Genomic DNA, 13,172 nt, shown 5'->3' with positions numbered 1-13,172 from the left:
TTATGTCCCCTCGACTTCCGGGTTGAGGCGCCGATGATGTATCAAGCCGGACATGCCACGCGGTGATGGCCGCAAGGCATGCCTGGCTCGATCGCGCTGCCGTCAGTTGGATTGCGACTCGTCGCCGAAGATGTCGAAGTCGAAGTACTTCTTCGTGATTTCGGCATACTTGCCATTGGCCCTTATGGCCTTGATGGCGGCATTAATCTTGTTCTTGAGCTCGGTGTCGCCTTGGCGTACGCCGGCGCCGACGCCAGGCCCCAGTACTTCAAGGTCCGGCGCCACATAACCTTTGAGGTCGCAGCACGCCTTGCCTTCATCCGACTTCAAAAATGCGTCGAGCGCGATCGAATCAGCCTGCGTGGCGTCGATCCGGCCGGCGGCGAGGTCCTGATTTGCCTCGTCCTGCGTCTGGTATTCCTTGATCTCGGCGGCCTCGGTGAAGTGCTTCTTGGCGTAGGCAGCGTGCACCGTTGAAACCTGAACGCCCATTGTCTTGTCTTTCAGACCCTCTGGCGTCGCATCGAACTTCTGATCCTTGGCCCCGATCACCGCAGTCGGCGTGTTGTAGTATTTATCGGAGAAGTCGATTTCCTTCTTACGTTCGTCGGTAATGGACATCGAATTCATGATCGCGTCGATCTTCTTGGTCTTGAGGGCTGGGATGAGGCCGTCCCACGGGATCGGCGTCAATACGCAATCCAGCTTGGCTTCGCCGCAGATGGCGTTGGCGATGTCGACTTCCCAGCCACCCCAGTTGCCGGACGAATCCTGCGAATAGAACGGTGGATAGGCTTCAGGCGAAAAACCGACCTTGATCTGCTCGGCGCTTGCTGAGAATGCGCTCGACAACGCGATCAGCGTGGCCGCGAGGGCCGTCTTGAGAAAAGGTTTCATTTTTCAGTTCTCCCAGTTTTTTGGTTTTGACGTTCCCGTCTGCTTTCTCGCAAGTCATCCTACATTGCGCAGAAACTGCTTCAGCCTTTCGGATCTGGGGGCGCCGAAGATCTGCTCCGGCGGCCCTTCTTCCTCGACCAGCCCGTTGTAGAGGTAGACGACATGCGTCGCGACCTCGCGGGCGAACTTCATTTCGTGGGTGACCAGCACCATGGTGCGCCCCTCGCGCGCCAGATCGCCGATCACCTTCAGCACCTCGCCGACCAGCTCCGGGTCGAGCGCCGAGGTCGGTTCGTCGAACAGCATGACGCGCGGGTCGATGGCCAGCGCCCTTGCAATCGCAGCGCGTTGCTGCTGGCCGCCCGACAGATAGGCCGGATAGACATCGCGCTTTTCGGCTAGGCCGACGCGTGCGAGCAGCTTTTCAGCCGTAGCGATAGCCGTCTCACGCTTGACGCCCAGCACATGCACCGGAACCTCGATGACGTTCTCGATCAGCGTCATGTGGCTCCACAAATTGAAGTTCTGGAACACCATGCCGAGCTTGGAGCGGATGCGCTCGATCTGCTTGCGGTCGGCGGGAACGGTGTGGCCGTGGCTGTCGGCCTTCATCAGGATCTCCTCGCCATTGACGCGGACGATGCCGCTGGTCGGGTTCTCCAGGCAATTGATGCAGCGCAGCAGCGTCGACTTGCCGGAGCCGCTGCCGCCGATGATGGCGATGACCTCGCCGTCGCGCGCCGACAGCGAAACGCCCTTCAGCACATGCAGTTCACCGAATCTCTTGTGCAGGTTCTCAACATGGATGGCTTCGGCGGCGCCGTTCTGCGCCGTATCTTTCAGGGCGGGTGCGGTGCCCGGCACCGTCATCCTCCCAGGGCTCCACGGAGCGGTCGGGCCTGTCGTTGCTGGAATTTTTTACCCATTACCCATCACTGGACAGCGTTCCGATTCTCAAGATGGACCGTTCCGCTTGCCTCCGTCAACCATGGTTTTTGGACCATTGATCGCGGCTTGCCGAGTGGTTATTGGCAGGAGGGGGATGTTTCAGGAGAGTTTAGTGGGCAATGCATACGGGTCGCAGTCCATGGCCGGACCGCTGCAGCGCGTGCTGATGCGGTCCGCCGCGAGCGCCATGCGCCGCGCCGAGGCGTCGCAATGGCACTATGGTCCGGGCTTCGATGCGCAGAAGGCCGCTGCCCAGCATGAGGCGCTGACGAGGCTGGTTTCGGCATCCGGCGCCGAGATCGAATGGCTGACCGACGCCGATGACGGGCTTGCCGACTCCGTCTTCACCCACGATCCTTCGCTGATGACCGACCACGGCGCCATCATCCTTGCCATGGGCAAGGCGCTGCGCCGTGCCGAGCCCGGCTTGCACGAGGCAGCCTACAGGCGCATGGGCGTGCCCATCCTCGGTCGCATCGAGCATCCCGGCCAGGTCGAGGGCGGCGACTGCGTCTGGGTGGATGCTAGGACGCTGGCCGTCGGTCGCGGCGTGCGCACCAACCAGGACGGCATCCAGCAGCTCGCCGACCTGCTCACACCCAAGGGCGTCCAGGTCTATGGCTACGACCTGCCGCTCTGGCATGGCGAGGAGGCCTGCCTGCATCTGATGTCGGTGATCAGTCCGCTCGCCGACGATCTGGCGCTGGTCTATGCACCGCTTTTGCCGGCTCCATTCTACCAGATGCTGCGGGCGCGAGGCATTCGCCTGGTCGAGGGCGATGCCGAGGAGTTCTTCGCCTCGAACGGCCTCAGCCTCAACGTGCTGCCGACCGCGCCGCGCGACGTGATTGCCGTCGCCGGCTTCCCGAAGACGGCGGCAGCCATGACAGCCGCCGGCTGCAGGGTTTCGACCTTCGAGGCGGACGCGCTGTGCATCGCCTGCGAGGGCGGCCCGACCTGCCTCACACGTCCGGTGCTCAGACAATGACGACAGTCGGCGAAGCGCTCATCACCTTGCTCGAAGCCCATGACGTCGACACGGTCTTCGGCATTCCGGGTGTGCATACGGTCGAACTCTATCGTGGGTTGGCGCGTTCGAAGATCCGCCATGTCACGCCGCGCCATGAGCAGGGCGCCGGCTTCATGGCCGACGGTTATGCGCGTGCCAGCGGCAGGCCGGGCGTCGCTTTCGTCATCACCGGGCCGGGACTGACCAACACCATCACCGCGATGGGCCAGGCCCGTGCCGATTCGGTTCCGATGCTGGTGATCTCAGGCGTCAACGCAACGCCGACACTCGGCAAGGGCCTCGGCCATCTGCACGAACTGCCCGACCAGCGCGGCATGATGGAGAAGGTCGCGCTGTTCTCCCACCGTGTCACCGACGCCGACGAACTGCCAGGCGTGCTCGCCCGCGCCTTTTCCCTGTTTTCATCCACGCGTCCCGGCCCTGTCCATATCGAGATCCCGACCGACATCATGGTCAAGCCGGCGGGCGGCATCGCGGCGTTGCTGACGAATGTCGCGCCGCCCGAGCCGGATGCAGCGGCGATAGCAGAGGCGGCAAGACTTTGCGCGGCTGCCCGCCGCCCGCTGATCCTTGCCGGCGGCGGCGCCAAGCGAGCCGAGGCGCCGTTGCAACGCCTGGCCGAAAGGCTGGGAGCGCCGGTTGTCCAGACGACCAACGCCCGCGGCCTGCTGCATCGCCATCCGCTTGGCGTGCCGGCGAGTCCCAGTCTGAAGGCGGTGCGCGCGCTGATAACCGACGCCGACCTGGTCATCGCCGCCGGCACTGAGTTCGGCCCAACCGACTATGACGGATATGGCGACGATGGCTTTGTCTTGCCGACCAATCTCATCCGCATCGACATCGGCGCTGACCAGCTTGCCCGCCGGCCGGCCAGGATTTCGATCCAGGCCGATTGCTCCGTAGCACTCGAGGCGCTGCTTTCGGAGATCGGTACGGGCCAGGCGCCACCGGACGACGGCCCGGCTCGCGCCGCCGCGACAAGGCAAGCCGCCTTTGCCGAGATCGGTCCGGCACTTCAGGCACAGACGCGCGCCGTCGAGGCGATCCGCGATGCATTGCCGGGCTCGATCATCGTCGGCGATTCGACGCAGCCGGTCTACGCCGCCAACCTCTGCTACGATCACGACCGCCCGGGCGGCTGGTTCAACGCCGCCACCGGCTTCGGTGCGCTGGGTTTTGGTCCGCCGGCGGCGATCGGCGCGGCCCTTGCAGTGCCCGATGCGCCGGTCGTTTGTCTCACCGGCGATGGTGGTTTCCAGTTCACGCTGCCGGAGTTGGGCGCAGCCCTCGATGCGGCGGCGCCGGTGATCTTCGTCGTCTGGAACAATCGCGGCTATCGCGAAATCGAGACCTCGATGCTCAATGTCGGCGTCGAGCCGGTCGGCGTCTCACCCGCGCCGCCGGATTTCTGCAAGCTGGCCGAAGCTTATGGCATTGCCGCCGAGCGGCTCGCCGACATCGGTGAGTTAGCCGGCGCACTCAAGCGCGCGCGGGCGACCGGGCTGCCGCGCGTCATCGAGATCACTGTCGACTGAATTTTGGCAGCGCAACGTGCTTCCTGCCTCAGGTTGGCAAGGATCCTGGCTGGCCGACGGCCTGGAGCGATGCAAAGACGCGACCCTGTCATGTCGAGATTTCAGTTGAGTGATCGGGCGAAAGGCGCGACCTTCGCCACCGGCGCGGCATAAGAGTATAAGAACACTGGAGCGGTCGAATATGACGGATACACTGGACGGCAGGCATATTGTGGTGACCGGCGGCACCGGAGCGCTCGGTGGCGCGGTTGTCGGCAAACTGCTGGAACAGGGCGCGATCTGCCATGTGCCCAATGCCCATGCCGCCGCGCCTGCGCATTTTCCCTTCCCGGCGGATGAGCGCGTCAGGCTGGCGCACAATGTCGACCTCGCCGACTCCGCCAAGGTCGAGGCGTTCTACGCCAGCGTTCCGGATTTGTGGGCGTCCATCCAACTGGCCGGCGGCTTCACCGCCGCGCCGGTGGAGAAGATCGAGTCCGCGTCTTTTGCCGAAATGATGGACACCAATGCCCGTACCACCTTCCTGTGCTGCCGTGCGGCGATACGCTCGATGCTGGCATCGGGCACGGCTGGCCGCATCGTCAATGTCACGGCGCGCGCCGGGCTCGACCTGCGGCGCGGTTCCGGCATGGTCGCCTATGCCGCTAGCAAGGCGGCGGTCGCGGCAATGACGGTGGCGATGGCGGAGGAGCTCAAGGGCAAGGGCATCCTGGTCAACGCGGTCGCGCCCTCGACCCTCGATACGCCGGCTAACCGGGCTGGCATGCCGGCCGCCGATTTCGGCAAATGGGTCAGCCTCGAAGCGGCCGCGGAGGCCATCGCCTATCTCGCTTCGCCGGCCAATCTGGCGATGAGCGGCACGCTGGTGCCGCTCTACGGCAGGGCCTGATCTATTCTCCTTAGTTCGAGCGCGGATTTCCCAAAATCCGTTCGCACTCTTGGTCTGCCATGGTCAAACAAGAACCCCGCCGGATCGCTCCGGCGGGGTTCTTGTTACAGGCCGCGCGCGAGCGCGGCGTTTGCAGATTAGCTGCCCTGCTTCTTCAGCGCGGCACCCAGGATGTCGCCCAGCGAAGCGCCGGAGTCGGTCGAGCCGTACTGAGCGACCGCTTCCTTCTCCTCGGCGATTTCCAGCGCCTTGATCGAAACCTGCAGCTTGCGGGTCTTCTTGTCGAAGGCGATGACGCGGGCGTCGACCTTCTGGCCGACCGTGAAGCGCTCGGGGCGCTGCTCGTCGCGGTCACGGCTGAGGTCGGAGCGTTTGATGAAGGTCTCGATGCCGCTGTCGACCAGCCGCACTTCCAGACCGCCATCCTTGACGCCGGTGACCTCGCAGGTGACGACCGCGTTCTTGCGCAGCTCGCCTGAAGTCGCCGCCTCGCCGACCGTGTCCTTGGCCAGCTGCTTGATGCCGAGCGAAATGCGCTCCTTGTCGATGTCGACGTCGAGCACCTGCGCCTTGACCATGTCGCCACGATTGTACTCTTCGATCACCTGCTCGCCCGGACGGGTCCAGTCGAGGTCGGAAAGATGGACCATGCCGTCGACATCGCCTTCAAGGCCGATGAACAGGCCGAACTCGGTCTTGTTCTTGACCTCGCCCTCGACCTGGCTGCCGACCGGATGTTCGCTGGCGAAAGCCTGCCACGGATTCTCGAGCGTCTGCTTGAGGCCGAGCGAAATGCGGCGCTTGGCCGGGTCGACCTCAAGCACCACCACGTCGACTTCCTGCGTCGTCGACAGGATCTTGCCGGGATGCACATTCTTCTTCGTCCACGACATTTCCGAAACGTGGATGAGGCCCTCGATGCCCGGCTCCAGCTCGACGAACGCGCCGTAGTCGGTGATGTTGGTGACGGTGCCCTTGATCTTCTTGCCGATCGGGAATTTCGTTCCGATCTCGGACCACGGATCGCTCTCGAGCTGCTTCATGCCGAGCGAGATGCGGTGGGTTTCCTGGTTGATGCGGATGATCTGCACCTTGACCGTCTGGCCGATGTTGAGGATCTCGGTCGGATGGTTGACGCGGCGCCATGCCATGTCGGTGACATGCAGCAGGCCGTCGATGCCGCCGAGGTCGACGAACGCACCATAGTCGGTGATGTTCTTGACGACGCCTTCGACCACCTGGCCTTCTTCGAGGTTCTGCACGATTTCCGAACGCTGTTCGGCGCGGCTTTCCTCGAGCACGGTGCGGCGCGACACCACGATGTTGCCGCGGCGGCGATCCATCTTGAGGATCTCGAAGGGCTGCGGATTGTGCATCAGCGGGGAGACGTCGCGGATCGGGCGGATGTCGACCTGGCTGCGCGGCAGGAAGGCCACGGCGCCGTCGAGGTCGACAGTGAAGCCGCCCTTGACCTGGTTGAAGATGACGCCTTCGACGCGTTCGCCCTTGGTGAACTTCTCCTCGAGACGGACCCAGCTCTCTTCGCGGCGGGCCTTTTCACGGCTGAGCATCGCTTCGCCAAGCGCGTTCTCGATGCGCTCGACATAGACCTCGACCGTGTCGCCGACCTTGAGCGTCGAGTCCTTGCCCTTGACGCCGAATTCCTTCAGCGGCACGCGGCCTTCGACCTTGAGGCCGACATCGATGATCGCCATGTCCTTTTCAATGGCGGTGATGATGCCCTTGACGACCTGGCCTTCGCCGGAATGGCCGGCGGAAAATGATTCTTCGAGCAGGCTCGCGAAATCATCGCGAGTGGGATTTGCAGCTGACATAGTTTCTCCTGGAGTGCCCCACATCTGTTGTGGGGCGGGCGCCGTGGGTTCGCGTTGCGTTGGCCTGCCGGCGTTCCGGGCTCAAAAGCCCTTGGCCGCCTGAGCGGCAATTCCGGCGCATGAAGAATGCTGGCAGGCTGGTTCGTGCCCGATATGGGTATCTTTTTCGCTGCCGGCAATCGGCAGCGGGACCAAAACCCGGCTCAGGCTTCGTTTCTCTTGGCCAGCGCGTCGTCGATGATCGCCCTGGCCGCCAGAAACGCGGCTTCTATAGCCATTTGCGACGTGTCAAGCAAGTGCGCGTCGGCGGCCGGCTTCAGCGGCGAGTCGGCGCGGCCCATGTCGCGCTCGTCGCGGCGCACGATATCGGCGAGGATTTCGTTGAAATTGGCGGTGCCGCCGATGCTCTCGATCTCATCGAGCCGCCGTTTTGCCCGCACTTCGGCGGTGGCCGTCACATAGAGTTTTATGTCGGCGTCGGGGCAGACCACGGTGCCGATGTCGCGACCGTCGAGCACGGCGCCCGGTGGCGCCTTGGCAAAATCGCGTTGCTTTTCGACCAATATGCGCCGCACCGACGGGAACACCGCGACTTTCGAGGCCGCCTCGCCGACCGCATGCGCCGACAGGACCGACCGGTCGAGCTTGGCCAGGTCGACCTGCCGGGCTGCGGTTTCGGCAGCCGAGACATTGTCGAGCGGCAGGCCGAGTTGAAGCAGCGCATGGGCCACCGCGCGATAGGTGAGGCCGGTGTCGAGCAGGTTCAGCCGGTAATGGTCGGCGAGCCGACGGGCCAGCGTGCCTTTGCCCGCGCCAGCGGGGCCGTCGATGGCGATGGTGAAGGTGGTGCTCATTGGCTGGCCGCCGCGATCGAAAGGAGCGATGAATAAGACAAGCGCCGCGATCCTTCCCACCCCCCTCTGTCCTGCCGGACATCTCCCCCGCAAGGGGGGAGATTGGCGGCTCTGGCGCTCCGCTCAATTTTGCAACGTTGGCGATTAGCGAAAGCCGTGGTGACGGCTGATCTCCCCCCTTGCGGGGGAGATGTCCGGCAGGACAGAGGGGGGTGCTGTCCCTCCAGCATTCCAGTTTGGCTCCAACCCATCAACCGTCACCCAATCTCCGCGCCCAGCCCCTTCATCAATCCCATGAACTCCGGGAAGCTCGTTGCGATCATCGCCTGGTCGTCGATGGTCACCGGTTTTTCGGTGGCCAGCCCCATCACCAGGAAGCTCATGGCGATGCGGTGGTCGAGATGCGTCTTCACCGACGTGTCCTGACCATTGGGGTGGCTGCCGAGGCCCTTGCCGCCGGGTCTTCCGCGCACTGCCAATGTGGCCTCTCCCTCGGTGCAGTCGACGCCGTTGAGCTTGAGCCCATTGGCGACCGCCGACAGCCGGTCGGATTCTTTCACGCGCAACTCCTCCAGCCCCTGCATCAGCGTCTCGCCCTCGGCGAAGCTGGCCGCGACGGCAAGCACCGGATATTCGTCGATCATCGTTGGCGCCCGCTCAGGCGGCACGGTCACGCCTTTCAGGTCCGAATGACGCACGCGCAGATCGGCGACATCCTCGCCGCCTTCATTGCGCGGGTTGACGATGTCGATCCGGGCGCCCATTTCCTGCAGCGTCAAAAGAAGTCCGGTGCGGGTCGGGTTCATCAGCACGTTCTCGATTGTAATGTCCGAGCCCGGCACGATCAGCGCCGCCACCAGCGGGAAGCCTGCCGAGGAGGGATCGCCCGGCACTGCGATCGTCTGGCCGATGAGCTTGCCCTGGCCCTCGATGAAGATATGGCGCACGCCGCGCTCGTCGGTCTCGACCGACAAATTGGCGCCAAATCCAATAAGCATCTTTTCGGTGTGGTCGCGCGTCATCACCGGTTCGATGACGGTGGTGATGCCCGGCGTGTTCAGCCCGGCGATCAGCACCGCCGATTTCACCTGTGCCGATGCCATCGGCACGCGGTAAGTGATGGGCGCAGCGTGCTTGGGACCGCGCAGCGTGATCGGCATGCGGTCGCCGGGCGTCGCCTTCAGCACCTGCACGCCCATCTGGCGCAGCGGCTCGAGCACGCGGCCCATCGGCCGGCCGGACAGCGAGGCGTCGCCGATGAAGGTCGTCTCCATGTCGTAGGTGCCGACCAGGCCCATGGTGAGGCGCGCGCCGGTGCCGGCATTGCCGAAATCGAGCGGACCTTCCGGCTGCAGCAGGGCGCCGTTGCCGGTGCCGCGGATCACCCATTCGGCGCCGTGCTTCTCGATATGCGCACCCATCGCCTTCATGGCGGTGCCCGTACGCATCACATCCTCGCCTTCCAGCAGCCCGGTGATGCGGGTCTCGCCCGAGGCGAGGCCGCCGAACATGAACGAGCGATGCGAGATCGACTTGTCACCGGGTACCCGCGCCGCGCCTGAAAGCGCTGACGATTTGCGTGCGGTGGCCGGTTTCGGGGCGGCAGTATGCGACATGGTTTTTCCCTGGGTGAAAACGCCGGCGGCCGGCCTTTTTCTTTTGGTTTGGGCGGTCTCGTATCACGGCGGACCGAAATGGTCATCCCCTTGCAGGACGCCTTCAACGCAGGGATTTATGACGTTGGCTTTAGGCTTTGACAGCGCCGTAAACTGTGGTTATGGGGACCAAACTTTTATCGACGAGGCTTGCCGTGGCAAAACCCGAACTTGGCACCAAACGCATCGACCCGGAAACGGGTCAGAAATTCTATGACCTGAACAAGGATCCGATCGTCTCGCCCTATACCGGCAAGACCTATCCCCGCTCTTATTTCGAGGAAGGCAAGGTCGCCGCCCTCGAGGAGGAAGAGGAAGTTGCCGAGAAGGAAGTGGACGCCGAGGACGAAGAGGGCGTTGAGGTCGTCTCGCTCGAAGAGGCGGACGAGGATGCGAAAGCCGACGATCTTCCCGATCTCGGCGATGACGAGGACGATGTGGATCTCGGCGACGACGACGACGATACTTTCCTCGCCGACGAAGAGGAAGAAGACGACGATGTCGCCGACATGATCGGCGTCGGCGACGACGACGACGAAGTCTGATCTGGCCTCTGCCGCAAGCGCTTTCCGGATTTCGCGCCGTCTTGAGAAAAAGCGGTTGTTGAAGGCTTGATATTGACTGAAGGCGGGGTTAGAAGCCGCTGCACTAACGGCGCGGTCTAGAACCCGCGCCGGATCTCTTCGCCGGAAACGGCGCCGGTCGACTGCCGGAAGTGGGGCCATAGCTCAGTTGGGAGAGCGCTTGAATGGCATTCAAGAGGTCGTCGGTTCGATTCCGATTGGCTCCACCAGTTTTCTCCTAGGAAAATCAGTCTCTTTGTAGGCCTGCCTATCACTGGCAGGCCCTTACAAACCGATTCTCCTGAAAATGGATTTAGCCATTTCTGCTGGAGCATTTTGCAGCCAAAGCGGAATCACTTGGCGTCGCGGAAATGTAGCTAAAATAAATAGATAGAGCGGGATGCCCAGTTCGATTTGAACGCGTCCCGCTCTAGTCGGCACCTTGCGGCACGCCGCCGCAGTTCGATTTTGAGGATTCCTAACAGCCACCTGAAGCGAAAACCCCGGCCGCTAGCCCACCGGGGTTTTCAGCACGCTAACTGCTAATAATGCCAATACCAGACCCAAACACGCCTGCGACGGCACCGGGTGCGCAGATAGCCATTGTGCCAGTAACGACGGCAGACCCTTCTCCAACCGCGCCGCCTCCGCCGCCGCCTGCGGTGCCAATGCCGATGGCGGACCGGTTGCAGTTCTGCTTGGGTATCCTCATTCTCGAAGGCTTCCGTATCCAGCGCGTCCAGTTCATCGAGAATGCCGCCTCTGACGCCTGGGACACCAGCCACTGCGTTGATAGGCCGAACTGCGCTCGCAAGGGCTGCGGCCCCAGCAATGCCAAACATTCCTGTCAAAAATGATCGCCGATCCATGGAAACCTCCAATCTTCTAGCCAGCGACACAAGGTTCGCAACTGGAAGATAGCGCAGCGGATGCAAAAGCAAAGTCAGTCCCTAGTAATGGTATTTAAAGAACCTTAACGGGTCGGCTCCGCGAACATATGGCGGCCCCTCTGAATTCGAAGAGATGACTGCGTCATTTGTCGTCGTGCCGCATTGCACAATCGCGCGGCGTGCGCAAAATGCGGCATGACTCGGAAATCCCTCGCCGTCCTGGTGATCGATGAAAACCACATCCGCGCTTCCATCATCGAGGCGGGATTGCGGGAGGCCGGGCATGAGCAGGTCACGGTCGTTCACGACGTTGCCGGAATTGCGCGGCGCATCGCCGAGATCGAACCGGATGTGATCGTCATCGATCTCGAAAATCCCAACCGCGACATGCTTGAAAACATGTTCCAGCTTTCGCGCGTGGTGAAGCGGCCGATCGCCATGTTCGTGGACCGGTCGGATCAGGCTTCGATTGAAGCTGCGGTGGAAGCGGGGGTCTCCGCCTATGTCGTCGACGGGCTACGCCAGGAGCGCGTCAAGCCGATCCTCGACATGGCGATCAGCCGTTTCAACGCGTTCTCGCGCATGGCGCGCGAACTGGAAGAAGCCCGCAGTGAATTGGAGAACCGCAAGGTCATCGACCGCGCCAAGGGCATCCTGATGAGGTCGCGCGGCCTGTCGGAGGACGCGGCCTATACGCTTCTGCGCAAGACCGCCATGAGCCAGAACCGCAAGATCAGCGAAATCGCGCAGAGCCTGGTGACGGCGGCAGGCCTTCTGGATCCCGGAGAAAGTTGAGCATGGCGGCCGAACACCAGATCAATGCAGGTTTCATCCCGCTGTTCGACAGCGCCGTTCTTGTCGCGGCAAGCGAGATCGGCTTTGCCGCGCGCGAAGGCATCGACCTGACGCTCAGCCGCGAAACATCCTGGGCCAACATCCGCGACCGTATCGCGATCGGGCATTTCGACCTGGCACATATGCTGGGGCCGATGCCGATCGCCTGCAATCTGGGACTCACCCCGCTCGCCTCCGACACGATCGTGCCGTTCTCGCTTGGACTGGGCGGCAACTGCGTGACGGTTTCGAACGCGCTCTGGGCGGGCATGGCCGCGCACGGTGCCTTGCCGGATCTCGATCCGGCTCGAACGGGCAGGGCCTTGGGCGCGCTGATCCATGAACGCGCGCATGCCGGTCGTGATCCGCTGCGCTTTGCGGTCGTCCATCCGCACTCGGGACACAATTACGAACTGCGTTACTGGCTCGCGGCCTGCGGCATCGATCCGTCGCGAGAAATAGAAATCGTCATCGTGCCGCCGCCCTTCATGGCCGACGCGCTCGCCGCCGGCAGGATCGACGGCTACTGCGTCGGCGAACCCTGGAACAGCGCCTCGGTCGTCGCTGGCACCGGCCATATCGCGACGGTCAAGGCCACCATCTGGAAGACCAGCCCCGAGAAAGTCCTCGGCGTGCGCAAGGCCTGGGCCGAGAAGCACCCGGAGGCCCTTTCGGCCCTGCTGCGCGCGCTTCATCGCGCCGCGCGCTGGTGCCAGGATCCGGCAAACCGCGGTGAACTGGCCGCGCTGATGGCGCAGCCTTCTTTCCTCGGCCTCTCGCCGGCGCTGCAGACGCCGATCCTGACCGGACATCTTGCGCTGGGCGGCGGCGCGGAGCTGGCCGTCGAGGACTTCTTCCTTCCCTTCGACAAGGCCGCGAATTTTCCCTGGAAGAGCCATGCGCTGTGGTTCTACACGCAGATGGTGCGCTGGGGGCAGGTCAAGCATAGCGCTGCCCATATGGCGCTCGCGCGAGACACCTACCGGCCCGACCTCTATCGCGTCGCGCTGAAGCCGCTCGGCGTCGCCCTGCCGGGCGCTAATGCCAAGGTCGAGGGGGCGCTTACCGCTGCCACCCCGGTCGGCTCGGCCGGCGCCAGCCTCGTCCTTGGTCCGGATGGGTTTTTCGACGGCCGCATCTTCGATCCGGACAGGATCGACGACTATCTGGCCATCCGCGACTGGGCCATGCCAACGGGCTGAGCATTTCTTGCGCACTATCATGCACTGCACAATTTTTGTG

11 protein-coding genes and 1 tRNA gene are annotated in these 13,172 nt (G+C 63.4%); 7 read left to right on the top strand and 5 right to left on the bottom strand.

Translation table 11 applies throughout. The features are described from left to right. Positions 1-102 precede the first annotated feature (102 nt). Together E5X88_RS21130 and E5X88_RS21125 are read right to left on the bottom strand one after the other, a co-directional pair. Positions 103-897 carry a transporter substrate-binding domain-containing protein gene (locus E5X88_RS21130; protein ID WP_292164727.1) on the bottom strand — a complete coding sequence of 265 codons (795 nt, stop codon included), beginning with the start codon at positions 895-897 and terminating at the stop codon, positions 103-105. A 54-nt stretch (positions 898-951) separates the two neighbouring features. After that, positions 952-1,767 carry an ABC transporter ATP-binding protein gene (locus E5X88_RS21125; RefSeq protein ID WP_292164726.1) on the bottom strand — a complete coding sequence of 272 codons (816 nt, stop codon included), beginning with the start codon at positions 1,765-1,767 and terminating at the stop codon, positions 952-954. A 217-nt stretch (positions 1,768-1,984) separates the two neighbouring features. Here E5X88_RS21125 and E5X88_RS21120 point away from each other — a divergent pair, with 217 nt between their 5' ends. The 3 genes from E5X88_RS21120 to E5X88_RS21110 all read left to right on the top strand — a co-directional run bounded on the left by E5X88_RS21120 (position 1,985) and on the right by E5X88_RS21110 (position 5,299). Continuing rightward, entirely contained in the window at positions 1,985-2,833 is an 849-nt protein-coding gene (locus E5X88_RS21120) for a dimethylarginine dimethylaminohydrolase family protein (RefSeq protein ID WP_292164843.1), read from the top strand. Further along, positions 2,830-4,410 (top strand): 5-guanidino-2-oxopentanoate decarboxylase, encoded by a 1,581-nt coding sequence (locus E5X88_RS21115; RefSeq protein ID WP_292164725.1) that lies wholly within the window; start codon positions 2,830-2,832, stop codon positions 4,408-4,410. Before E5X88_RS21120 ends, E5X88_RS21115 begins: the two co-directional genes overlap by 4 nt. A gap of 181 nt (positions 4,411-4,591) precedes the next feature. Beyond that, the gene (locus E5X88_RS21110) at positions 4,592-5,299 is read left to right on the top strand and encodes an SDR family NAD(P)-dependent oxidoreductase (RefSeq protein WP_292164724.1); all 708 of its coding nucleotides are present in this window, start codon (positions 4,592-4,594) and stop codon (positions 5,297-5,299) included. Between the two features lie 137 nt (positions 5,300-5,436). On the opposite strand, the gene rpsA is transcribed toward E5X88_RS21110, so the two are convergent. The 3 genes from rpsA to aroA form a co-directional block, all read right to left on the bottom strand. Continuing rightward, on the bottom strand, positions 5,437-7,134 hold the full coding sequence (gene rpsA / locus E5X88_RS21105) for a 30S ribosomal protein S1 (protein WP_292164723.1): 1,698 nt from the start codon (positions 7,132-7,134) through the stop codon (positions 5,437-5,439). Positions 7,135-7,337: 203 nt separating this feature from the next. Next, a complete protein-coding gene (cmk, locus tag E5X88_RS21100; RefSeq protein WP_292164721.1) occupies positions 7,338-7,988 on the bottom strand; it encodes a (d)CMP kinase in 651 nt (216 codons plus the stop codon). A 257-nt stretch (positions 7,989-8,245) separates the two neighbouring features. Beyond that, entirely contained in the window at positions 8,246-9,604 is a 1,359-nt protein-coding gene (aroA, locus tag E5X88_RS21095; RefSeq protein WP_292164720.1) for a 3-phosphoshikimate 1-carboxyvinyltransferase, read from the bottom strand. 194 nt (positions 9,605-9,798) lie between these two features. On the opposite strand from aroA, the gene E5X88_RS21090 reads away from it, so the two are divergent. The 4 genes from E5X88_RS21090 to E5X88_RS21075 all read left to right on the top strand — a co-directional run bounded on the left by E5X88_RS21090 (position 9,799) and on the right by E5X88_RS21075 (position 13,132). Beyond that, complete coding sequence (locus E5X88_RS21090) at positions 9,799-10,188, top strand: TIGR02300 family protein (RefSeq protein WP_292164718.1); 390 nt, start codon at positions 9,799-9,801, stop codon at positions 10,186-10,188. Positions 10,189-10,360: 172 nt separating this feature from the next. Next, positions 10,361-10,436 (top strand) — tRNA-Ala (locus E5X88_RS21085). Positions 10,437-11,291: 855 nt separating this feature from the next. Continuing rightward, the gene (locus tag E5X88_RS21080; protein WP_145718818.1) at positions 11,292-11,891 is read left to right on the top strand and encodes an ANTAR domain-containing response regulator; all 600 of its coding nucleotides are present in this window, start codon (positions 11,292-11,294) and stop codon (positions 11,889-11,891) included. Positions 11,892-11,893: 2 nt separating this feature from the next. Beyond that, the gene (locus tag E5X88_RS21075) at positions 11,894-13,132 is read left to right on the top strand and encodes a CmpA/NrtA family ABC transporter substrate-binding protein (protein WP_292164715.1); all 1,239 of its coding nucleotides are present in this window, start codon (positions 11,894-11,896) and stop codon (positions 13,130-13,132) included. The last annotated feature ends 40 nt before the right edge of the window (positions 13,133-13,172 follow it).

The organism is Mesorhizobium sp. (assembly GCF_004962245.1).
Lineage (GTDB): Bacteria > Pseudomonadota > Alphaproteobacteria > Rhizobiales > Rhizobiaceae > Mesorhizobium.
Note: the sequence above shows the minus strand (reverse complement) of the source record. Positions and strands in the feature narration are given on the sequence as shown.

Excerpts from the sequence above, each read along its gene's own strand:
- E5X88_RS21120 (WP_292164843.1), top strand. The coding sequence starts at position 1,985 with ATGGCCGGACCGCTGCAGCGCGTGCTGATGCGGTCCGCCGCGAGCGCC.
- rpsA (WP_292164723.1), bottom strand. The coding sequence starts at position 7,134 with ATGTCAGCTGCAAATCCCACTCGCGATGATTTCGCGAGCCTGCTCGAA.
- aroA (WP_292164720.1), bottom strand. The coding sequence starts at position 9,604 with ATGTCGCATACTGCCGCCCCGAAACCGGCCACCGCACGCAAATCGTCA.
- E5X88_RS21115 (WP_292164725.1), top strand. The coding sequence starts at position 2,830 with ATGACGACAGTCGGCGAAGCGCTCATCACCTTGCTCGAAGCCCATGAC.
- E5X88_RS21130 (WP_292164727.1), bottom strand. The coding sequence starts at position 897 with ATGAAACCTTTTCTCAAGACGGCCCTCGCGGCCACGCTGATCGCGTTG.
- E5X88_RS21075 (WP_292164715.1), top strand. The coding sequence starts at position 11,894 with ATGGCGGCCGAACACCAGATCAATGCAGGTTTCATCCCGCTGTTCGAC.
- E5X88_RS21110 (WP_292164724.1), top strand. The coding sequence starts at position 4,592 with ATGACGGATACACTGGACGGCAGGCATATTGTGGTGACCGGCGGCACC.
- E5X88_RS21125 (WP_292164726.1), bottom strand. The coding sequence starts at position 1,767 with ATGACGGTGCCGGGCACCGCACCCGCCCTGAAAGATACGGCGCAGAAC.
- cmk (WP_292164721.1), bottom strand. The coding sequence starts at position 7,988 with ATGAGCACCACCTTCACCATCGCCATCGACGGCCCCGCTGGCGCGGGC.
- E5X88_RS21080 (WP_145718818.1), top strand. The coding sequence starts at position 11,292 with ATGACTCGGAAATCCCTCGCCGTCCTGGTGATCGATGAAAACCACATC.